A 21747-nucleotide genomic window follows, 5' to 3' on the forward strand; every position below is an offset into this window, starting at 1 on the left:
GACGGCGCGGTCCGCCCCCGGGGAACGGGAGTTACTTCTTGGGGAGGTCCACGCCGGTGGCCTTCGCCACGTCCTTGAGCACCTGTTCGGCGGCCTGGACGCCGATGCCGGACATCCACGTCTCGTCCGCGACCTCGTGGACCCTGCCGTCCTTGACGGCCGGGAGGGCCTTCCAGACCGGGTTGGAGGTGACCTGCTTCTTCTGGGTCTTGTCGTCGACGTCGGCGGAGGTGACGAAGATCAGATCGGCGTCGGCCCGGTCGATCTCCTCGGGGCTGACGTCCTTCATGGTGACGTCGGGGTCGTTCGACACCTGGGACTTGGGCCGCTTGAGACCGATGTCGTTGAGGACGACACCGCTGTAGGAGTTGGACTGGTACAGGCGGGTCGGACCGGCGATGAAGCGGACCACGGACGCGGTCGGCATCGTGCCGCCGTCCATCTTCCGGATGGCCTCACCGAGCGCCTTGGCCTGCGTCTCGTACTCCTTGAGCTTGGCCGCGGCCTCCTTCTCCAGGCCCAGCGCCTCGGCGTGCACCTTCAGGTTCTGCTTCCAGACCCCGCCGGTGGTCTCCGTGAAGACGGTCGGGGCGATCGCGCTGAGCTTGTCGTAGATCTTCTCGTGCCGGACCTTCGACGACAGGATCAGATCGGGCTTGAGGGAGGCGATCTTCTCCAGGTTGGGCTCCAGGAGCGGTCCGACGTCGGCGGTGCCGCTCAACTCGCCCTTGAGGTACGTCGGGAAGCCGCCCTCGGTCTTGAAGTGCGGGGCGACCGCGCCGACCGGGTCGATGCCGAGCAGGGTGACGTCGTCCAGCTCACCGGTGTCGAGGACCACGACCCGCTTCGGCTTCGACGGGATCTCGACGTTGCCCATCACGGTCTTGAGGGTGCGCGGGAAGCCGGCCGAAGCCGAGCCGGAGGACTTGGCGGTGTCGCCGCCGTCGGTCTTCTCACTGCCGCAGGCGGCCAGTACGGCCGTACCGAGCACCACGGAGAGCAGCACGGCGAGGAGTCTGCCGATTCCGTGCAGGGGAGAGCGCTTGAACATGGGGGGTCGGTCTTTCTGGTAGGTGCTTACGGGTCAGGCGGACACGGCGGCGTGCCGCACCGCGCTGCTCTTCGGTACGACCAGCGGGGTGCCGGTCTCCGGGTCGGGGATCACCCGGCAGTCCACGTCGAACACGGACCTGACCAGGTCCGCGTCGAGGACGTTCGCCGGGGCGCCGGCGGCGGCGAGACGGCCGTCCTTGAGGACCACCATGTGGTCCGCGTAGCGGGCGGCCTGTCCGAGGTCGTGCAGCACCATCACCACGGTGCGGCCCGCCTCGGCGTGCAGGGCGGCGACGAGGTCGAGGACGTCGAGCTGGTGCCGAAGGTCGAGGAAGGTGGTCGGTTCGTCGAGCAGGAGCAGTTCGGTGTCCTGGGCCAACGCCAGCGCGATCCAGGCGCGTTGGCGCTGACCGCCGGAGAGCTGGTCGACGCTCTGGTCGCGCAGGGACGTGGTGCCGGTGCGCTCCAGCGCCTCGTCCACGGCCTGCTGGTCCGACGCCGACCAGGGGCTCAGCAGCCGCTGGTGCGGATACCGGCCCAGGCGTACGAGCGCCTCGACGGTGATCGCCTCGGGCGTGACCGGCTGCTGGGGGAGCAGTCCCATCCGGCGGGCGAGCGTCCGCGCGGACATGCGGTGGATGTCCGCGCCGTCCAGGGTGACGGTCCCGGCGGCCGGGGCGAGCAGCCGGCTCAGTCCGCGCAACAGGGTCGACTTTCCACAGGCGTTGGGTCCGACGATCGCGGTGACGGCGCCACCCGGCAGCGTCAGATCGAGTCCGTCGACGACGAGCCGGTCGCCGTAGCGGAGCTGGAGGCCCCGCGTGGAGAGCTGGTTGGCGGTGGTCATGTGCGGCTCCTGACGCGCTTGCTGTGCTGCGGTCGCATGTGGCTCGTGGCCGGTTTCCGGGGCGCCCGTCATGCCCGGCTCCTCTGGAGGGGCGAGCTCTGCCGGAACATCAGCACCAGCAGCCAGGGCGCGCCCAGCGTGGCGGTGACCGCGCCCACCGGCAGCCCCTCGATCGGCAGCAGGTGCTGCACCACCAGGTCGGAGGCGAGCAGCAGCACCGCTCCCGTGAGACCGGCCAGCCCCAGCGAGGCGGCCGTGGGCGGACCGGTCACGAACCGCACGAGGTGCGGCACGGCGAGCGCGACAAAGGTCACCGGACCCGCGACCGCGGCCGCGAGGGACGCCAACGTGACCGCGACGAACAGGAGTTGGAGACGAGCGGCCGACGTCCGCAGGCCCAGCGCGCCCGCCGAGTCGTCCCCGAGGTCCAGCACGGCCAGCCGGCGGTGCAGTACGAGGGTGACGGCGAGCGCGAGCACCATGGAGCCGCCGGCTCCCCACACCTCCGTCCACGTCCGCCCGTACAACGATCCGGTGGTCCACTGCAGCGCGGACCCGGCGAGTTCGGCCGGGAAGCGCACGATCATCAGGTTCACGGCGGCGGCCAGTCCCGCCTGCACGGCCAGCCCGGTGAGCACGAGCCGGGTGACGGCGAGCCCGGACCGCCAGGCGAACACGCCCAGCAGCAGGGCCGCGAGCAGGCCTCCGCCGAGGGCCCCGAGCGGGATCAGCGTCTGTGAGGCCCCGGCGGCGATGAGCGCGACCGCGCCCAACGACGCCCCGCCTGTCACGCCCATGACATCCGGGGATGCCAGGGGGTTGCGGAACAGCCGTTGCAGCACACAGCCCGCCGCGCCCAGCCCCGCACCGGCGACGATGGCCGCCACGGTCCTCGGCGCCCGGAACTGCTGCACCACCAGCACGTCTCCCGGATCGCCCAGGCCGACCAGCGCACGCAGCGCCGTGCCCGCGGGCATCCGCATCTCACCCGTCGTCAGGGACACGGTGAGCAGCACGAACAGTGCGACGAGACCGGAGACGGCGAACACCAGGACACGCCGCCGCACCCGGCTGCGGGACACGGACTTCGTACGAACGGTGGCGACGGCGGCGGTCATCGGGCCACCTTCCGGGCCAGCAGCGCCAGCAGGGGCGCACCCAGGAACGCGGTCACGATGCCCGCCTCCAGCTCCGAGGGGCGGATCACCATCCGGCCGAGAACATCGGCCGACAGCAGGAGCACCGGTCCGGCGATCAGGCAGCCGGGCACCAGCAGCCGATGGTCGGCGCCGAGCAGGGGGCGTACCAGATGGGGCGCGGCAAGACCGATGAAGGCGACCGGCCCGGCCATGGCGACCGCCGAACCGGCGAGCAGGACCACCGCGATGCCGCCGGCCAGCCGGATCCAGGTCACCGGCACACCGAGCGCCTGGGCCGAATCGTCGCCCAGGGCAAGGGCGTTGAGCGCGGGGGACACGGCCAGTGCGACCACCAGCCCGAGCAGCAGGGCCGGCAGCACCGGCCACAGCACGTCCAGGGGCCTGCCGGACAGGGAACCGGCCAGCCAGAAGCGGGCCTCGTCGAGGGTGCGCTGGTTCATCAGCATCACCGCCGACGTCCAGGACAGCAGCACGAGTTGGAGCACGGTGCCGCCGAGCGCCAGCCTCACGGGATCGATGTCCCCGGCACGGCGGGCCAGCGCCTGGGCGAACAGGGCGGCACCCGCGGCGCCGGCGAACGCGAACCACACATATTGCACAGGGTCGTTGAGCTTCAGTGCGAAGATCGCGACGACGACCGCGAAACCGGCGCCGGCGTTGATGCCGAGGGTGGTCGGCGACGCGAGCGGGTTGCGGGTGATGCCCTGGGCCACGGCGCCCGCGACCCCGAGCGCCGCGCCGACCGCGAGGCCGATGACGGTGCGTGGCAGCCGCAGCCCGGTGACCACGAGCGCCTCCCGGCCCTGGGCGTGACCGAACAGTGCGTCGGCAACCGTGGACAGGGGCACCGACCGGGCGCCGAGCGCGAGGCTCAGCGCGGTGCAGAGCGCAAGGGCGCCCAGTCCGGCGAGGAACACGGGGACGTGTCTGAGGGCAGGGGAGGGCACACCAGTGGGAGCGGCCCGTTGGGTCACGATCACAAGCCGTGAGCTTAGGTGAGCCTTCCTTTACTTATCAACCGGCTGTGAGGTGACCTCGACCTGGGAGCTCCATGATCCCGGGCTGCGGACGCCCCGTAGATCAAGTCGCCGGGCGTGAAGTAAGGTAAGCCTGACCTTGCTGGCTGTCTTTGAACCTCCCGTGCTGGAGCGCCCATGTCCGTGGCTGTGAAGGCCCACTCCTCCGGTGCCGTCACCCGTGCCCTCGGCGGTGTCTACCGGAAGCTGGGCGAGGTCTGCGAAGCGCTGACCGTGCGGGTCGTGGAACCGGGCCACGAGTCGGCCCCAACCACGGTCACCGCGGCCGAGTTGGCCTCGGACCGGGCAGCGCTCGACGCCTTCGTCGACGCCGAGGCGGCCCGCATCCAGGACCGCTACGAGGTCGCTGCCCGCCGTGACGTCGCCGCCTCGCGGGCCCTGCACGCCTACGCCTGGAACCTCGGCGTGCTGATGGGCGGGACGTGGTACCTCCAGCGGCGCGTGCCCCTGATCGGGCTCGACGACCTGCGACTGGACCTGGCCACAGGCGGGTACGAGATCACACCCGGCGCCGAACTGGCCTGCCTGGCAGGCGACTTGGTCGCCTCCCGGCCCGGTGTGCTGACGCTCCGCCATCAGGACCAGCTGCGGGCCGCGCTGCGCAAGACGATGGCTGATCACATGCGTCCGCTCCTGACCGCGATCGGCCCCACCGCGCGACGCGGGGAACGGTCGCTGTGGGGCATGGTCGCCGACGATCTCGTGTCCGGCATCTGGCACCTCGGCCGGATGCTGGGCCAGGAGGCCGACGCCGTGCGCGCCGCCACCGAAGTGCTGCCGATCGGTATGGCTCCTTACCCGTCCGGCGCCGGCTTCCGTGACCTGGTCGGAGACGACGGCCGACGGCACATCACCCGTACGCGTACCGGCTGCTGCATGTTCTATGCGATCCGGCCCGCCGAGTCCTGCGTGACCTGTCCCCGCACCGGCGACGCGGAGCGGCTGCGCAGACTGGGAAGCTGAGCGGCCGCGCGGACCGGGAAGCGGAGCGCGTCAGTCGGCCGTGGCCAGGAACTGGGTGGCCGCCAGCTCGGCGTAGAGCGGATCGGCGGCGACCAGTTCGCGATGGGTGCCGACTGCACGTACCCGTCCCGCGTCCATGACCACGATCCGGTCGGCCATCGTCACCGTGGACAGCCGGTGGGCGACGACGAGAACCGTCGTCGTACGCGCGACATCGGAGACGGTGTCCCGCAGCGCCGCCTCGTTGACCGCGTCGAGCTGCGAGGTGGCCTCGTCGAGCAGTAGCAGCCGTGGCCGGCGCAGCAGTGCACGGGCGATGGCGACCCGCTGCCGCTCGCCGCCCGACAGCTTGGTGCCGCGGTGCCCCACCAGCGTGTCGAGGCCTTTCGGCAGGCGGGCGACCAAACCGTCGAGACGGGTCGTCTTGAGCACGCGGTCGAGCGCGTCCTCGTCGGCGTCCGGGTTGCCCAGCAGCAGATTGTCCCGCATCGAACCCGACAGCACCGGCGCGTCCTGCTCCACATAGCCGATCGCCGCACGGAGCGGGGGCAACTCCCAGTCCGTCAGGCCGAGTCCGTCGAGGGTGATGGTGCCGGACTCGGGATCGTAGAACCGCTCGATGAGGGAGAACACCGTGGTCTTGCCCGCGCCGGACGGTCCGACGAACGCCGTCATGCCCCGTGCGGGCACGGCGAACGTCACCCCGTGGTGGACGTACGGCAGATCGTCGGCGTACCGGAAACGGACCTCGTCGAAGGCGAGGGCGGCCGGCTCGGCGCCCGTGGAGGGCAACGGAGCGGGCGCGGCGGCCGGTTCGGACGGCAGGCTCAGTGCCTCCTGGATCCGGGCGAGCGCGGCGGCGCCCGTCTGGTACTGCGTGATCGCGCCGACCACCTGCTGGATCGGGGACATCAGGTAGAAGACGTACAGCAGGAACGCGACCAGCGTGCCCACCTGGATGGCGCCGGTCGCCACCCGCGCCCCGCCCACCGCGAGCACCGTGATGAAGGCGATCTGCATCGCGAGACCGGCCGTGTTGCCCGCCGCCGCCGACCACTTGGCGGCCCTCACGCTCTGCCGCCACGACTCCTCGGCGGCATCGTGCAGCGTCCGCTCCTCCCGGTGCTCGGCGCCGGACGCCTTCACCGTGCGCAGCGCGCCGAGGATCCGCTCCAGCGAGGCGCCCATCACGCCGACCGCGTCCTGCGCCTGCCGGCTCGCCCGGTTGATGCGCGGCACGATCACCCCGAGGACCGTGCCCGCGCCGAGGATCACGCCCAGGGTGACGGCGAGCAGCACGGGGTCCACCAGCCCCATCATCACCACGGTCGCGACGAGCGTGAGCCCGCCCGTGCCCAGCCCGACCAGCGAGTCGGTGGTGACCTCGCGCAGCAGAGTGGTGTCCGAGGTGATACGGGCCATCAGGTCGCCCGGCTCGCTGCGGTCCACCGCCGGGATCCGCAGCCTCAGCAGATACGACGACAGGGCACGCCGCGCACCGAGCACCACCGACTCCGCGGTGCGCCGCAGTACATACGAGCCGAGCGCGCCCACCGCCGCGTTGACGACCACCAGGACCGACATGACCACCAGCGCACCGGTGATGGCCCGATCGTGCGACAGGTCGTCGATCAGGCCCTTGGCCACCAGCGGCAACAGCAGTCCGGTGGCCCCCGTGACCAGCGAGAGCAGGGCCCCCACCAGCAGCGCCCACCGATGCGGCCGTACGTAGGCGAGGAGCAACCGCCAGGCGGGCGGGCCGGACACGGTCTCTGCGATGCTCACGGCGCTCCTCGGAATTCGGCTGAAGCGTTCAGGCTACTTCGGCCTCCTCCCGCACGGCCTGCCAGTTCCGTGCCATCGAGAGGGTGAGCGGTCGGCCGGCGTGCGACGTAGGCGTTCGACGCAGGCGGTAGGCCGGTCGAAGGCCCGACTCGGCGAGGGTGCGACCCCGTTCGGACGCTGTGCGCGGATGGCGCCGCCGCCAAGGGCTTCGCCCGGGTACGGGAGGGGCTCGCCGTGGGCGCCACCCTCGACCCCGTGCTGCGCGCCACCCTCGGCCTGGACCTGGCCGTCCTCTACGGCGCGACCATCGGGCCCGTCGACGAGATCGGCCCGCGCACGGCCGTCCTCGCGGCGGATCACGCCGACGTGGTGCTGGTCGAGCCCGGAATGCCCTGCATCTCGGCCCGGCAGGTCGCCGAGACCCTGGTGCACGTGCCGCATCGGTTGCTCGCCCTGGGGGCAGCGGACGGGTACGACGCGCACGCCGTCGCACGGGCCGTGCGGGAGTCCCTGCGGTGAGCGGCGGCGCGGGACCACCGCCGCCGTTACTGATCAGTCACCCGTAGGGTCGCAAGGACGGACAGCGGCCGACGAAGGGCTCACCACCATGGCGCAGGAAGTACGCGGCGTGATCGCGCCGGGCAAGAACGAACCGGTGCGGCTGGACACGATCGTCGTGCCCGATCCGGGGCCCGGGGAGGCGGTGGTACGCGTCCAGGCCTGCGGTGTCTGTCATACCGACCTGCACTACAAGCAGGGCGGGATCAGCGACGACTTCCCCTTCCTGCTCGGCCATGAGGCCGCGGGTGTGGTGGAGTCGGTGGGCGAGGGCGTCACGGACGTCGCGCCAGGCGATTTCGTCGTCCTCAACTGGCGTGCGGTGTGCGGCAATTGCCGGGCGTGCCTGCGGGGCCGGCCCTGGTACTGCTTCAACACGCACAACGCGAAGCAGAAGATGACCCTCACCGATGGCACCGAGCTGTCGCCGGCGCTGGGCATCGGCGCGTTCGCGGAGAAGACGCTGGTCGCGGCGGGTCAGTGCACGAAGGTCGACCCGTCGGTCTCACCTCAGGTGGCCGGGCTGCTGGGCTGCGGCGTGATGGCCGGGATCGGGGCGGCCATCAACACCGGCGGTGTCGGCCGGGGAGACAGCGTCGCCGTGATCGGCTGCGGCGGGGTCGGCGATGCCGCCGTCGCCGGGGCGAACCTCGCGGGCGCTGCGAGGATCATCGCGGTGGACATCGACGACCGGAAGCTGGCCACGGCGCGCGAGATGGGCGCCACGCACACGGTGAACTCCAGGCAGCACGACGCCGTGGAGGCGATCCGCGAGCTGACCGGTGGCTTCGGCGCGGACGTGGTGATCGAGGCGGTGGGCCGCCCGGAGACGTACCAGCAGGCCTTCTACGCCCGCGACCTTGCGGGCACGGTCGTGCTGGTCGGCGTGCCGACCCCGGAGATGAAGCTGGAGCTTCCGCTGCTGGACGTCTTCGGGCGGGGCGGATCGCTGAAGTCGTCCTGGTACGGCGACTGCCTGCCCTCCCGTGACTTCCCGATGCTCATCGACCTGCATCTGCAGGGCCGCCTGCCGCTGGACAAGTTCGTCACCGAGACCATCGAACTCGACGCGGTGGAGAAGGCGTTCGAGCGGATGCACCACGGTGACGTGCTGCGCTCGGTGGTGGTGCTGTGATGACCGCGCGCATCGAACGCCTCGTCACCTCCGGCCGGTTCACCCTCGACGGCGGCAGCTGGGAGGTCGACAACAACGTGTGGATCGTCGGCGACGACCACGAGGTGATCGTCATCGACGCGGCGCACGACGCCGATGCCATCGCCGAGGCCGTCGGGAACCGGCGCCTGTCCGCGATCGTGTGCACCCACGCCCACAACGACCACATCGACGCCGCACCCGCGCTCGCCGACCGCACCGGCGCAACCATCTGGCTGCACCCCGACGACCTGCCGCTGTGGAAGCAGACCCACCCCGACCGCGACCCCGACGCCCATCTGGTCGACGGCCAGGTCATCGAGGCGGCGGGCGCCGACCTCACGGTGCTGCACACGCCGGGGCACGCGCCGGGCGCCGTCTGCCTCTACGACCCCGCACTGGCCACGGTCTTCACCGGCGACACCCTCTTCCAGGGCGGCCCGGGCGCCACGGGCCGCTCGTACTCCCACTTCCCGACGATCATCAACTCCGTCCGCGACCGCCTACTGACCCTTCCGCCCGAGACCAAGGTCCTCACCGGCCACGGCGATGCGACCACCATCGGCGCCGAAGCCCCCCACCTGGAGGAATGGATCACCCGCGGCCACTGAGAGCGGCCGGCGGATACGATCACCGAGCATGACCACCAACACACTCGAAACCATCCATGGCGTACGCGTGCTGCGCGGCGCCCTTGAGGGCCCGTCGCTCGACGGTGAACAGGCCGCGCTCGATCTGATCGGCGATGCGATGGGGCACGACGCGCAGCTGGTCGCGCTGCCCGTGGAGCGGGTGGCGGACGAGTTCTTCCGGCTGAGGTCGGGCATCGCGGGTGCGGTCATGCAGAAGTTCGTGAACTACCACGTCCGCCTCGCCGTCGTCGGCGACATCTCCCGGTTTGTCGCCGACAGCACGGCACTGCGCGATTTCGTCCACGAGACCAACCAGGGCGCCCACATCTGGTTCCTCACCGACGACGACGCACTCGACGCGAGACTGCGGCCGGCCGGGTGACCGGTCCGGGTTCTCAGTAAAAGGCGACAGAAGATGTCCGGCTTCCCCGGCACCCTCGACTCTGACAGCAGTCGTGGGGAAACGGGAGGTCGAAGATGTCCGCACCGCTGAAGGGCAAGGTGGCGCTGGTCGCCGGGGCGACGCGTGGCGCGGGCCGGGGGATCGCGGTGGAACTCGGTGCGGCGGGCGCCACGGTCTACGTCACCGGCCGCACCACCCGCACCCGCCGCTCCGAGTACGACCGCCCCGAGACCATCGAGGACACCGCGGACCTCGTCACCGAGGCCGGCGGCCAGGGCATCGCCGTCCCCACCGACCATCTCGACCCCGCACAGGTCGGCACCCTGGTCGACCGCATCGCGGACGAACAGGGCCGTCTGGACGTTCTCGTCAACGACATCTGGGGCGGCGAGAACCTCTTCGAATGGGAGAGCCCGGTCTGGGAGCACGACCTCGACAACGGACTCCGGCTCCTGCGGCTCGCGGTCGACACGCATGCCATCACCAGCCACCACGCGCTGCCCCTGCTCCTGCGCCACCCCGGCGGCCTGGTCGTCGAGGTCACCGACGGAACCGCCGAGTACAACCGCGACACCTACCGGAACTCCTTCTTCTACGACCTCGCCAAGACGTCCGTACTGCGCATGGCCTTCGCCCTCGGCCACGAACTCGGGCCGCGCGGCGCCACCGCCGTCGCGCTGACCCCCGGCTGGCTGCGCTCGGAGATCATGCTCGACCACTTCGGTGTGGGTGAGGACAACTGGCGCGACGCCCTCGAACGCGTCCCCCACTTCGCCATCTCCGAGACACCGCGCTACGTGGGCCGAGCCGTCGCCGCCCTCGCGGCGGACCCCGACGTGGCCCGCCGCAACGGCGACTCCCTCTCCAGCGGCTCACTCGCCCAGGAGTACGGCTTCACGGACCTCGACGGCAGCCGCCCGGACGCCTGGCGGTACGTGGTCGAGGTCCAGGACGCGGGCAAGCCGGCGGACACCACCGGATACCGCTGAGATCAGGCGGGGGGCACGGGCGGCAGCGGCCAGCGCGCGGAGTGGCCGGGCGGCAGCCCGAGATCGTCGCGTACGGAGGTGTAGTAGCCCTCGCGCCCGGCCCGCTGCCGCTCCAGCAGGCCCTGCCAGGCCGCGGGATCCCGCGTGCCCTCCCGAACGAATCGCTCCATCTCCAGCACCGTGACGATCCACTCCCGGGCCTGCTCCACGACCTTCGGGCTGCCCAGCAGGATGAGCGCCTCGCCATGCGGCTCCCGGGCCGTCTGGACCTCGGCGAGCAGCGGCTCCGCGTCCCGCTGTGACAGGGGATGCGGATGCGGATCGTTGCCGAGGTGCGCCGCCACCCGGTAGGTCAGCGCGACCTGCTGCTTCAACGCCTGGGCCCAGTCCGCGTACACCGCGAACCGCCGTTCCTCCCAACGGGCCACCCGCTCGCGGCGGAAGCGGGCCCGGTCTCCCCGGACGACCGCCAGATACGAGCCGAGCGCGCCGATCACGACGCCTATCAGCGCGGGGAGTTGCTGCACGAACGCGGACATGGACGCACGCTATCTGCCCTGTAGATCTTGGGGGGAGTACGTTCGGCCCATGGCTGACACCAAGCGCTTCGAAGGGTACGGAGTTCTCGTCACCGGCGCCGCCCGCGGCATCGGAGCCGCCGTGGCGCGCAGGCTCGCCGAGGAAGGGGGCCGGGTGCTGGTGACCGACGTGGACGCGCCCGAGGCCGAGAGGACCGCGGCCCAACTGCGTGAACAGGGCCTGGCGGCCGAGGCGTTGGCGTGCGACGTGGCAGTGAGGGCCTCGGTGGAGGCGGCCGTCGCGCACGCCGTCGAGGCCTTCGGCTCGCTGGACGTCCTGGTCAACAGCGCGGCGAGCTGCACCCCCGACACCCCGCTGTTCGAGGACGGGCCGGACGAGGCGTGGACCCGCGACCTCGACATCACCCTGACCGGAACCTACCGCTGCTGCCGCGCCGCACTCCCGCACCTGGCCGCCTCCGGCCGCGGCGCCGTCGTCACCATCGGCTCCGTCAACGCCCTTCAGGACTTCGGCAACCACGCCTACAGCGCCGCCAAGGCCGGCCTTGGCTCCCTGACCCGCACCATGGCCGCACACGTCGCCGCCCGAGGCGTCCGCGTCAACCTCGTGATGCCGGGCACCGTGCGCACCTCGGCATGGGAGGGCCGTGACGACGAGCTGGAGACCCTGCGCGCGCTGTACCCCCTCGGCCGGGTCGGCGAGCCGGACGACATCGCCGCGGCCGTCGCTTTTCTCGCCTCCCGCGACGCGTCCTGGATCACCGGCACCGCGCTCACCGTCGACGGTGGCCTCACCGCGGTCAACACGGGATTCCTCCTGGCGACGCGACAGGAGAGGGACGCTTAGGGTCCGTCCGGCGGATCATGCCGACGTCGCGGGCCCTGGCACGCACTCCTCCACTGCCTTGCAGCTGCACGCACCAGACCCCGCTCGGGTCGGCGACAACGCGCAGTCCCTTCCAGCCGGCCTGATCCGCCCGACAGGCCCTAGCGGTGCCCCTCATCACTCTGTGACCTGGGGCACTGCGAATGTCACCGTTTCGTCGCATCGTGGGGAAGCCTTGCAACCGATCGCGCCGGACGTCGGTCTAGGTGGCAGAGACCGCGGACAGACGACCATTTCGCACGAAAGGCAAGGCCGGCCATGGGGGACATACGCAGACGGGGAGCCGTCGCACTCGGGATCACCGGACTGGTGGCACCGCTCGCACTCGCACTGGGCACCGCACCCGCACAGGCGGCGACGAGCTGCACCACGTCGACCGGGCCCTACCAGAAGAAGGTCGAGAAGTTCCTCGGCCTGACCGTCGACGGCAGGCAGTCCGCCACCGACTGCAAGGCCATCAAGGCGTTCCAGACCAAGCACGGCATCACGCCGAACATCGGCTACGCCGGGTCCGTCACCTGGGGCGTGATGGACCTCATGAACAAGCAGAAGGCCGTCGGGAACAACCCCAACAGGGACGGCGCGTGCCCGACGAACAAGGGCCGCATCGCCTGTGTGAACCTCACCCTCCAGCTCAGCTGGATCCAGGACGGCAGCAGGCTCGTCTACGGCCCCGTCCCGGTCCGCACCGGCCGCGACGGCTACGAGACCCGCACCGGCCTCAAGAAGATCTACTGGCGGGACAAGAACCACGTCTCGAACATCTACAACGTGCCGATGCCCTACAGCCAGTTCTTCGACGGCGGCCAGGCCTTCCACTCGGTCAACCTCAGCATGTGGAACCCGCCGGGCTCGCACGGATGCGTCAACATGACGACCGCCACGGCCAAGAAGTACTGGTCGCTGCTGAAGACCGGCGACGACGTCTTCGTGTACGGCCGCAAGCCGGGCACCTGAGCAGAGCGCAGGCACCCGGCCGGGTGGCTCAGCTCTCCGGCGCGTCCCCGAAGTCCGGGATCTCCAGCCTGGCCCCGCCCTGCCGTGCCGAATCATGCGCGACGATGCCCGGCAGGGTGTAGCGGGCGGCCACCCACGCGTTCACCGACGGCAGCGACCGCGTGTTCACCGCGGTCACGAAGTCGTCGACCAGGAAATGGTGGCTGCCCTCGTGTCCGTTGTGCAGGTTGTCGAACTCCCGCGGCAGCCGGGCCCGGTCGTGCACCGGCGCCGAACCGGAGGTGAAGGCGGCCCGCAGATCCGGCGCGATGTGCTGGAGTGACGGGTCGTCAGGAGCCATGGTGGGCTTGGGCTCCAGCAGCTCGCTGATGTCCTGCACACCCTTCTTGTCCTGCCACAGCGCGACCGTCGCGAGCTGCTCCATGCTCGCGTCGGTGCCGAAGAAGCGGAAGCGGGATTCGCGGATGTGCGAGGGGTAGCCGACCCGCCGGAACTCGTTCGTACGGAACGAACCGCCGCCCGCCACCTCGAACAGCGCGGTCGCGTTGGAGAAGTCGTTGCCGAACTGGCTGACGTCCTTGTCGAAGACACCGTCGCCGCGCTCGTCGACCACACCGATCGCCGACACGCTCACCGCGTGCGTCTGCCACGCGCCGAGCACCCCGCCCACCGAGTGCGTCGGGTAGAGCAGCGGGGGATAGCTGGCGGTCGCCTTCCAGTTCTCGCCGCCGCTGTACTGGTACGCCTCGTAGAACCCCAGGTCCATGTCGTGGACGTAGTCGCCCTCGGCGTAGAAGATCCGCCCGAAGGCGCCCTCGGCGATCTGGTTGCGGGCGTGCACGGTCGCCGGGTTGTACTGGCTCGTCTCGCCCATCATGTAGGTCAGTCCGGTCGCCTTGACCGCGTCGATGATCGCCGCGATCTCCTCCGTGGCGATCGCCATGGGGACCGCGGAGTACACGTGCTTGCCGGCGTCGAGGCCCTGCAGCACCAGCGGGCCGTGCGTCCAGCGCTGGGTGAAGATCGCGACCGCGTCGACCGCCGTCGACTCCAGCATCGCCTCGTACGACGGGAAGGTGCCGGTGAGGCCTTCGGCGGCGGCGAGCTGCTCGGCCCGCTCCGGCAGGAGGTCGGTGACATGGACATCGCTCACGCCGGGATGGGCCAGGAACAGCTTGGCGAACTGGCCCGAGAACTGTCCGGCACCGACGATGCCGAGGGAGAACGTCATGGAAGGCATGCCCTTCATCAGTGGATTCACTGGTCGAGAACCAGGTTGATCTGGCTGTTGGTCTGGTTCAGGCTGGTCACGGACCTGCCGTTGCCGAAGATGTCCTGCATGGCCGGGTGCATCAACGCGTACACGTCGGCCGCGTAGTTGGTGATCGGATAGGAGAACGTCGTGAAGTCCCTCTTGTCGGCGACCGGCTTCGTGAAGGCCGAGACGTCGATGCCCTTCTTCTTGTACGCCGCCACCGCCGCCCGGGTGCCGTCGGGCGTGGCAGGGAAGACGATCCCGTAACTCCCCACCGTCTTCTGGCAGTCGTTCGACGCCAGGTATCGCACCCACTTCTTCGCGCCGGCCTTGTTGCGGGCGTTCTTGGTGATCGAGTCGGCGAGGCCGTTCATCATCGTGGCGCGCTTGCCGGTGGGTCCGGCGGGTGTGAGCGCCGTGTGCATGTCGCGGCCCTTGAACCCGGCGTAGGTGGAGATCATCCACGCCCCGTCGAACGCGGTCGCCGCCTTGCCCGCCGCCACCTGTGTGTTCGCCTGGTTGGACTGGGAGTTGTAGTCGACGAAGGGGGCCATGTAGCCCTTCTTGGCCAGCCCGAAGTACCACTTGACCACCGACTGGAACTTCTTGCTGTCGTACCGGTACTGCGTGCCCCACCGCTTCTTGTCGGTGTAGGTCCAGCCCGCGGAGGCCGCGAAGGTGCTCCACTGGGTCTGTCCGTCGCCGTCCCCGCCGCCGTTGGTGGCGAGGCCGTACACCTTGACGTTGTTCTTGTCGAAGCCGGGCTCATCACCCCGCTTGCCGTTCCTGTCGACGGTGAGATGGGCAATGGCCTTCTCGAAGGTGCCGCCGTCCTTCGGGTTCCAGGACAGCGTGTCGAGCCGTGCGGCGCTGAGGCCGGCCGCGTCGGTCTGCTTCCTGTCGTAGAAGAGGGACACGGTGTCCCAGTCCTTGGGGGCGCCGTAGCGGTGGCCGTCCTGGCCCATCCAGTGGGCGGCGAGGCCCGGCTGGTAGGCGGAGTCGTCGATGCCGAGGTCGTCCAGCGGAGCGAGCACCTTCAGGTCGGCGAACTGGCCGAACTTCTGGATGTGGTCGGTGAACACGTCCGGCTGGGTGCCCGCGATGAAACTCGCCGTGAGCTTGGTCCAGTAGTCGTCCCAGCCCAACTGGGTGATCTTTACGTGCAGTCGGGGGTTCTGCTGCTCGAAGTTCTTTGCGCAGGCCTGGTAGGCGGGCAGCTGGTTGGCGTCCCACAGCCAGTACGTCACCGTGTTCGGGCCCGAACCGGCCGCACCGCCCTTCGCGCACCCTGTGAGGGCCACCAGGCCGAGCGCCAGCGCCCCCGCCAATCGCGTGTGAAGTCGCATCATCAGTCCCTTACTTGATCCCGGTGAAGCTGATGGAACTGACGATGCGGCGCGCGAAGAACCCGAAGAGCAGCAGCATCGGGAGAGCCGCGATGAGGGTCGCCGCCATCAGGCCCGACCAGTCGACGCCCGCCGCCGGGGTCTGCGCCCGGAAGATGGCCAGAGCGACCGTCAGCACGCGCGAGCTGTCGCTGTAGGACACCATCAGCGGCCAGAAGTAGTCGTTCCACGAGGTGATGTACGTCAGCACGGCCAGCGTCAGGACCGGCGTGGACGCCATCGGCAGCAGCACCCGGAAGAAGATCCGCACCTTCCCGGCGCCGTCGAGGAGTGCCGCCTCCTCCACCTCGCGGGGCACGTTCATGAAGAACTGCCGCAGGAAGAAGACCGCGAACGGCGTCATGAACATCGTCGGCAGACCGATGCCCAACAGCGTGTCCACCAGGCCGAGTTGCTTGATGAGGACGAAGTTCGGCAGCAGGGTGAAGATGGTCGGCACCATGAGCCCGGCGAGGAAGAGGCCGAACATCTTGTCCCGGCCGCGCCAGCGCAGTCGGGCGAAGGCATAGGCGGCCATCGACGAGAAGAAGATCTGGCAGACGGTGATCATCGTCGAGACGATCACCGAGTTGAGCAGATAGCGCCAGAACTTCAGTCCGCCGCCCGCGCCGCCCTGCGCGATGGCCTCCTTGGTGGACTCCAGGCCAAGGGCCCGGGCGAAGCCGGAACCCGTGAGGTCGACCGGCAGTGGATCGGTCGGGTGGGCGTTCAGTCCGGCGTTCGAGGACAGCGCGGTGCGCAGGATCCAGTAGAACGGCAGCAGGGTGATGAGGATGATCGCGGCCATCACCGCCCAGGCCAGGATCCGGCCGGGGTTGAGGCGTCGCCGGACGGGCCGTACGCCCGTCGTCGTGGTCACGGCAGTCATGTCGACTCCTTCCGCTCAGCCGAGGTCGCTGTGGCCGGCCCGGGTGAGCCGGTACTGGATGACGGTGATCGCGCTCAGCACGACGAGCAGCGCCACGGACATCGCGGAGGCGTAGCCGAACTGGAAGCGGGCGAACGCCGATTGGTAGATGTAGTACTGGAGGACGTTGGTGGCGTTCGCCGGTCCGCCCGCGGTCGTCACGGCGACCGTGTCGAACACCTGGAACGAACCGATCACCGTCATGATCAGCACGACCGCCAGCACCGGGCGCAGCAGCGGCATCGTGATGCGCCAGAACATGCGCCACTCGCTCGCCCCGTCGACCCGCGCCGCCTCGTACATGTCGTTCGGGATGGCCTGCAGACCGGCGAACAGCAGCAGTGCGGTGTAGCCGACGTGCCGCCACACGTTGATCAGGGCGATCGTCGGGATCGCCCAGGTCTCGTCGGCGAGGAACGGAATGCGGTCGAAGCCCAGCCCGCCGATGATCTGGTTCCCGATGCCCAGCTGGTTGTCCAGGATCCAGAGCCAGACGAGGCCCGCGACGACGTTCGACATCAGATACGGCGTCAGCACGATCCCGCGCAGCAGCGCCGACTGGGTCAGCCGCTGCAGCAGGACGGCGATGGCGAGCGCCGCCACCGTCTGGATCCCGATGTTGATCAGCACGTACTCGACGGTGACCGTCAGCGAGTCCCAGAAGATCGGGTCGTGGACCATCCGCACGTAGTTGTCCAGGCCCACCCACTCGGCCGGGGTGAGCAGGTTGAAGCGGGTGAAGCTCAGGTAGATGCCCCGCAGCGTCGGCCAGAGCAGGAAGACCGTGAAGCCCAGCAGTGCCGGAGCGATGAACACCGCGGCGAGGCGCCCGTCGCCCCCGTCCTCACGGGCCTTGGCCCGCCCCGTCCTCAGGGTGCTCCCTGCTCCCTCGGCGCCGCTCAGTGGCAGGCGCGACGGGGGCCTGCTGGAGGCGATGGTCATCGGAAGACTCCCTCGGCTGCGGCGGCTCATCCTCGGCCACTTACTTTTGGTGCGAAAGAATCCATGCGTCAAGAGTCCGGTCCGGATTCTTTTGAAGTGAGGTCCGGAGCGCTATCCTGGGCTGGTTGCTTTTATGGCGAAAGAAATCATGTGGGAGTCTGACCTTCATGACCACAGTTGCCGCCAGCTGGCTTCCGCTGAGCCCCGGTGAGCGCTCGGTGGCGATCGAGGTGCTGGTCCACGGCCCGCTGTCGCGCACCGAACTCGCCCGGAGGCTCGACCTCTCCGCGGGCAGTCTCACCCGGCTGACCAAGCCGCTGATCGAGTCGGGCCTGCTGATCGAGGCCGCCGAGGCCGGATCCCCGGCGGAGGTGCGTCAGGGGCGCCCCTCGCAGCCCCTGGCGGTCGTCGCCGAATCCCGCTCCTTCATCGGCTTCAAGATCACCGAGGACATGGTCTACGGCGTCGTCACCACCCTCAGGAGCGACATCGTCGCGCGCCACGACCGCCCGCTCGCCACCCACGACCCGGCCGAGGTCGCCGACCTGCTCGCGGAGATGGCGGGTGAACTGGCCCGCTCCCACCCGCGCCTCGCGGGCATCGGCATCGGCGTGGGCGGTCTGGTCGAGGACCGTGCCGTGGTGGGGGAGTCACCGTTCCTGCGGTGGCGGGACGTGCCGCTGGCCGGCCTGGTCGAGGAGCGCACGGGGCTGCCCGTCGTCGTGGAGAACGACGTCGCCGCCCTCGTCGAGGCCGAGACCTGGTTCGGGGCCGGCCGAGGCCTGGACCGCTTCGTCGTCCTCACCATCGGCGCCGGCATCGGCTACGGGCTCGTCCTGGGCGGCAGGCGGGTGCCCTGCGCCGAGGAGGACCGAGGATTCGGCCGTCACTGGATCATCAACCCCAACGGGCCGCTCACCCCTGACGGTGAGCGCGGCAGCGCCGTCTCGCTGCTGACCATCTCCAACATCCGCTACCAGGTCCGCGCCGCCACCGGCCACGACCGGACGTACGAGGAGATCCTCGGCCTCGCCGCCGCCGGAGAACCCATGCCCGCCCGCGTCATCGACGAGGCTGCACGCGCTCTCGGCACCCTTGTCGCCCAGATCGCCAACTTCGCGATGCCGCAGAAGATCCTGCTCGCAGGTGAGGGGGTCGGCCTCATGGATGTGGCCGGAGACACGGTGCGGGAGACGATCACCGCCCAACGGCATCCGATGGCCGCCCCGGTACCCTTGGAGACCAAGGTCTCCGACTTCCACGACTGGGCCCGTGGCGCCGCCGTCCTGGCGATCCGGGTGCTGGTGCTGGGAGCGGCCGAGGTGTGAACTCGACGACCGGCCTTGTCGGATGGACGTGATCAGTAACACGGTCCCGAACGGTCAGATATGTCCATTTTGGTTGGGCTTACTCACAATGCCTTCACCTCCGGAGCCGTATGCTTCACACCATGTCCACCACTGTTGAACCCGCCTCCGATCGCTCGGCAGACGAGGTCAACGAGGAGATCCGGGCCCTGTGGCACCGGTCGGGCGGGACACTGAGCGGCGAGCAGCGCGAGGAATACCAGCGTCTCGTCCTGGAGTGGGCCGCCGCGGCCCCACAGCCGGCGCGAGCGGCCTGAGCACCGGCTGAGGCCCGCCGCGCATCGGAGCCCCGCACCGGGGCACCCCGCACCGGATGGGCCCTCTCCTCGCACTGGCCTCGGCTGTCTGCTACGGCATCGTCGACTTCACCGGCGGCCTGCTGTCCCGCCGTACCTGCCCCCTTCACCGCGATCACCATCCTCGGCCGCGCCCTGCCCGTCGTCCTCGGGCTTGGCCCTCCTGCACGAACGGGTCACCGCGCGGCAGACGGCGGGGCTGCTGGGCGCCGCGGCCGCCATCGTCCTGCTGACGCTCGGCCGACCGGTCAGCTCCAGCGCGCCGAGTAGTAGCGCCGGTACTCCTTGCGGTCCTGCTCGGCGCGGATGTAGCGGGTGGCCACCAGCGCGAGCAGACTGCCACCGATGACCAGCATGCCGGGGCCGACGTTCTTGGGGTTCGCGAGCCGGGCCAGCAGCGTCTCACCGTTCGCGGCACCCGTCGTGGGAGCCGAGGAGCCGGGGGAGGTGGCTCCGGGTGCGATCGCGCTGTGCGTGGCCGAGGTGGACGGCGCGGGCGTCTGCGCCGCGCCCTGCCCGGCGGCCTGCTTCGACACGATCATCTGGACGCCGAGCGCCTGCATCGCCTTCGTCACCGGCTGGAAGAACGTCGTGCCGCCCGAGGTGCAGTCGCCGCTGCCGCCCGAGGTCAGGCCCAGTGCGATGCCGTCGGAGAACATCGGGCCGCCGCTGTCCCCGGGTTCGGCGCACACGTTCGTCTCGATGAGGCCGGTGACGGTGCCCTCCGGGTAGTTGACCGTGGCGTCGAGCCCCTTGACCTCGCCGTCGTGCAGTCCGCTGGTGCTGCCGCTGCGGAACACCCGCTGTCCGACGGCCGGGTCGGCGACGCCGGTGATGCGCACACCGTTGCCCTTGCCGATGGCCACGATGTCGGCTCCGTTGCCCGCCGTGCCGTTCGCGTACTGGACCAGGGAGAAGTCGCTGCCGGGGAAGTTCTGCTGGACCGTCTTGCCCAGCTGCTGGTTGCCCTGGTTGTCGGCGAACCAGATGGACCCCGTCGGCCCGCAGTGGCCGGCGGTGAGGATGAAGTCGCTCTTGCCGTTGGTCACGTTGAAACCCGCCGAGCAGCGCCCGCCGGTCGACAGGATCGGCGAGGCTCCGTTGAGCCGGGTGGTGAACTCGCCCTGGGTGCGCTCCATGCGGACATAACTGCCGATGCCGGTCGCCACCTTGGTCATGCTCGACCAGTCGGTGGCCGAGACGGTGCTGTCGGCCTGCACCACCACCTTGTTCGTCCGGTAGTCCATGACCCACGCGGTGCCGGCGACCCGGGGCGCCGAACGCAGCGTCGCCGCGGCCGCCCTGAGTTCGTTCATGCTGTGGCCGACCATCTTCGACGCGACCCCGGCGCGCTCGACGTCGGCCGCCGCCTTCGCGTCGGTCACCGCGACGACCGGACGTCCGTCGGTACCGATCCAGGTGCCTGCCGTACGGGCCGTGCCCAGACTGGACACGAGCGCGGCACCGGGGTTGTCCGAGGTCCCCGAGTCGCTGAGCGGGAAGGCGGAGGTGCCGGACGGTTCGCTCGCCATGGCGGCCTGCGTCACCATCGCTCCTCCCAGGAGGAGTCCGCCGACGGCCGCCAGCCGCGTCACTCGCCGGACGATCCGTCGTCGTGCGTGCCTCATGCATGGCTCCCGAACCCGAACGCGCGGCGTCAACGCCACGGGGCCCTCCGGTCGTTGAGTGCCCTCTCTCCATACGTGGCAGCGGGCGATCGCGTTCAGCGCGCGGGTGATCTTCTCAGCTCTTGCGGCCCACCCCGCCGTACATGGCCACTTCCCGCGGTCCGCCCCCGTGCGTCTCCTCGGGACGCCAGCGCGAGCACGAGACCACGCCCGGGTCCAGCAGCTCCAGGCCGTCGAAGAAGCGGGCCACCGCCTCGGGGGTGCGCTGGGTCAGCGCCGGGGTGCCGTGCTCGTTCCAGAACCGGACCGCCGCGTCCACCTCGGGCAGTCCGGGGCCGGTGATGGTGTGGGACAGGACGAGATGGCTGCCGGACGGCAGCGCGTCCATGAACCGCCGCACGACACCGGACGGGTCCTCGTCGTCGCGCAGGAAGATGATCACTCCGAGCAGCATCAGAGCCACCGGCTGGGTGAGGTCCAGGGTGTCGGCGGCCCGCTCCAGAACCGACTCGACGTTGCGCAGGTCCTCGTCCAGATGATCGGTGCGGCCCTCCGGCGAGCTGGTGAGCAGCGCGCGGGCATGGGCCAGGACGAGCGGGTCGTTGTCGACGTACACGATCCGCGCGTCCGGGGCCAGACGCTGGGCGACCTCGTGCGTGTTGTCGGCGGTGGGCAGGCCGGTGCCTATGTCGAGGAACTGCCTGATCCCCGCGTCGGCCACGAGATGACGCACGGCGCGTCCCAGGAAGAGGCGGTCGGCACGGGCGTACTCGCCGATGGCCGGATGGAGCTCGCGGATCCGGTCGCCGGCCACCCGGTCGACCTCGTAGTAGTCGCCGCCGCCGAGCCAGTAGTTCCAGATCCGGGCGGTGTGCGGGCGCACCGTGTCGATGCGTCTGCGCAGCGCCGCGGCCGGATCTTCGGTGACTGCCGGGTTCTCCGTCACGAGGTCTGCTCCAGGAATGACTGATGATGCGGTGCGTA

Annotated in this window: 22 protein-coding genes; 10 read left to right on the top strand and 12 right to left on the bottom strand. The window is 70.2% G+C overall.

Going from position 1 to position 21747, the window contains the following annotated elements:
* Positions 1–31 precede the first annotated feature (31 nt).
* The 4 genes from OG870_RS45710 to OG870_RS45725 all read right to left on the bottom strand — a co-directional run bounded on the left by OG870_RS45710 (position 32) and on the right by OG870_RS45725 (position 4007).
* Positions 32–1051: an ABC transporter substrate-binding protein gene (locus OG870_RS45710; protein WP_266928278.1), complete on the bottom strand. Its 1020-nt coding sequence runs from the start codon at positions 1049–1051 to the stop codon at positions 32–34.
* A 33-nt stretch (positions 1052–1084) separates the two neighbouring features.
* Positions 1085–1900, bottom strand: coding sequence for an ABC transporter ATP-binding protein (locus tag OG870_RS45715; protein ID WP_266928276.1), 816 nt, complete (start codon positions 1898–1900; stop codon positions 1085–1087).
* 68 nt (positions 1901–1968) lie between these two features.
* Entirely contained in the window at positions 1969–3018 is a 1050-nt protein-coding gene (locus tag OG870_RS45720; protein ID WP_266587919.1) for a FecCD family ABC transporter permease, read from the bottom strand.
* Positions 3015–4007, bottom strand: coding sequence for a FecCD family ABC transporter permease (locus tag OG870_RS45725; protein ID WP_266928392.1), 993 nt, complete (start codon positions 4005–4007; stop codon positions 3015–3017). Before OG870_RS45725 ends, OG870_RS45720 begins: the two co-directional genes overlap by 4 nt.
* Before the next feature lie 207 nt (positions 4008–4214).
* Here OG870_RS45725 and OG870_RS45730 point away from each other — a divergent pair, with 207 nt between their 5' ends.
* Positions 4215–5060 carry a (2Fe-2S)-binding protein gene (locus OG870_RS45730; RefSeq protein WP_266928274.1) on the top strand — a complete coding sequence of 282 codons (846 nt, stop codon included), beginning with the start codon at positions 4215–4217 and terminating at the stop codon, positions 5058–5060.
* A 30-nt stretch (positions 5061–5090) separates the two neighbouring features.
* Here the strand turns inward: OG870_RS45730 and OG870_RS45735 are convergent, their stop codons facing one another.
* Entirely contained in the window at positions 5091–6845 is a 1755-nt protein-coding gene (locus tag OG870_RS45735; RefSeq protein WP_327692203.1) for an ABC transporter ATP-binding protein, read from the bottom strand.
* Positions 6846–7079: 234 nt separating this feature from the next.
* Between OG870_RS45735 and OG870_RS45740 the strand changes: the two genes are divergently transcribed.
* The 5 genes from OG870_RS45740 (at position 7080) to OG870_RS45760 (ending at position 10580) form a co-directional block, all read left to right on the top strand.
* Positions 7080–7364: a hypothetical protein gene (locus tag OG870_RS45740; RefSeq protein ID WP_266928272.1), complete on the top strand. Its 285-nt coding sequence runs from the start codon at positions 7080–7082 to the stop codon at positions 7362–7364.
* A gap of 88 nt (positions 7365–7452) precedes the next feature.
* A complete protein-coding gene (locus OG870_RS45745) occupies positions 7453–8538 on the top strand; it encodes an S-(hydroxymethyl)mycothiol dehydrogenase (protein ID WP_266928270.1) in 1086 nt (361 codons plus the stop codon).
* A complete protein-coding gene (locus OG870_RS45750) occupies positions 8538–9167 on the top strand; it encodes an MBL fold metallo-hydrolase (RefSeq protein WP_266587926.1) in 630 nt (209 codons plus the stop codon). Before OG870_RS45745 ends, OG870_RS45750 begins: the two co-directional genes overlap by 1 nt.
* 28 nt (positions 9168–9195) lie before the next feature.
* The gene (locus tag OG870_RS45755; RefSeq protein WP_266587928.1) at positions 9196–9570 is read left to right on the top strand and encodes a DUF4180 domain-containing protein; all 375 of its coding nucleotides are present in this window, start codon (positions 9196–9198) and stop codon (positions 9568–9570) included.
* 95 nt (positions 9571–9665) lie between these two features.
* Positions 9666–10580 carry an SDR family oxidoreductase gene (locus OG870_RS45760; RefSeq protein WP_266587930.1) on the top strand — a complete coding sequence of 305 codons (915 nt, stop codon included), beginning with the start codon at positions 9666–9668 and terminating at the stop codon, positions 10578–10580.
* Positions 10581–10582: 2 nt separating this feature from the next.
* Here OG870_RS45760 and OG870_RS45765 read toward each other — a convergent pair whose 3' ends face one another.
* Positions 10583–11119, bottom strand: a complete 537-nt coding sequence (locus OG870_RS45765) for a hypothetical protein (RefSeq protein WP_266527937.1) — start codon at positions 11117–11119, stop codon at positions 10583–10585.
* Between the two features lie 49 nt (positions 11120–11168).
* Between OG870_RS45765 and OG870_RS45770 the strand changes: the two genes are divergently transcribed.
* Together OG870_RS45770 and OG870_RS45775 are read left to right on the top strand one after the other, a co-directional pair.
* Positions 11169–11966 (top strand): SDR family NAD(P)-dependent oxidoreductase, encoded by a 798-nt coding sequence (locus tag OG870_RS45770; protein ID WP_327692204.1) that lies wholly within the window; start codon positions 11169–11171, stop codon positions 11964–11966.
* A gap of 297 nt (positions 11967–12263) precedes the next feature.
* Positions 12264–12962 (top strand): L,D-transpeptidase family protein, encoded by a 699-nt coding sequence (locus tag OG870_RS45775; protein ID WP_266527943.1) that lies wholly within the window; start codon positions 12264–12266, stop codon positions 12960–12962.
* Positions 12963–12990: 28 nt separating this feature from the next.
* Here the strand turns inward: OG870_RS45775 and OG870_RS45780 are convergent, their stop codons facing one another.
* From OG870_RS45780 to OG870_RS45795, 4 genes are read right to left on the bottom strand one after another with little or no spacing between them, the layout of a single operon-like run.
* Positions 12991–14193 (bottom strand): Gfo/Idh/MocA family protein, encoded by a 1203-nt coding sequence (locus OG870_RS45780; RefSeq protein ID WP_266528604.1) that lies wholly within the window; start codon positions 14191–14193, stop codon positions 12991–12993.
* Positions 14194–14219: 26 nt separating this feature from the next.
* Positions 14220–15566 carry an ABC transporter substrate-binding protein gene (locus OG870_RS45785; RefSeq protein WP_327692205.1) on the bottom strand — a complete coding sequence of 449 codons (1347 nt, stop codon included), beginning with the start codon at positions 15564–15566 and terminating at the stop codon, positions 14220–14222.
* A gap of 7 nt (positions 15567–15573) precedes the next feature.
* Positions 15574–16491, bottom strand: a complete 918-nt coding sequence (locus OG870_RS45790; RefSeq protein WP_327692206.1) for a carbohydrate ABC transporter permease — start codon at positions 16489–16491, stop codon at positions 15574–15576.
* A 15-nt stretch (positions 16492–16506) separates the two neighbouring features.
* Positions 16507–17472, bottom strand: a complete 966-nt coding sequence (locus OG870_RS45795) for a carbohydrate ABC transporter permease (RefSeq protein ID WP_266527952.1) — start codon at positions 17470–17472, stop codon at positions 16507–16509.
* Positions 17473–17639: 167 nt separating this feature from the next.
* Between OG870_RS45795 and OG870_RS45800 the strand changes: the two genes are divergently transcribed.
* Positions 17640–18800, top strand: a complete 1161-nt coding sequence (locus OG870_RS45800) for an ROK family transcriptional regulator (RefSeq protein WP_266527955.1) — start codon at positions 17640–17642, stop codon at positions 18798–18800.
* Positions 18801–18910: 110 nt separating this feature from the next.
* Positions 18911–19096 carry a hypothetical protein gene (locus OG870_RS45805; RefSeq protein ID WP_266527958.1) on the top strand — a complete coding sequence of 62 codons (186 nt, stop codon included), beginning with the start codon at positions 18911–18913 and terminating at the stop codon, positions 19094–19096.
* A gap of 287 nt (positions 19097–19383) precedes the next feature.
* On the opposite strand, the gene OG870_RS45810 is transcribed toward OG870_RS45805, so the two are convergent.
* Together OG870_RS45810 and OG870_RS45815 are read right to left on the bottom strand one after the other, a co-directional pair.
* On the bottom strand, positions 19384–20763 hold the full coding sequence (locus OG870_RS45810; RefSeq protein ID WP_327692207.1) for a S1 family peptidase: 1380 nt from the start codon (positions 20761–20763) through the stop codon (positions 19384–19386).
* A 115-nt stretch (positions 20764–20878) separates the two neighbouring features.
* Entirely contained in the window at positions 20879–21709 is an 831-nt protein-coding gene (locus tag OG870_RS45815) for an SAM-dependent methyltransferase (RefSeq protein ID WP_266527964.1), read from the bottom strand.
* Between the last annotated feature and the right edge of the window lie 38 nt (positions 21710–21747).

The sequence above is a fragment of the Streptomyces sp. NBC_00461 genome (assembly GCF_036013935.1).
GTDB lineage: Bacteria > Actinomycetota > Actinomycetes > Streptomycetales > Streptomycetaceae > Streptomyces.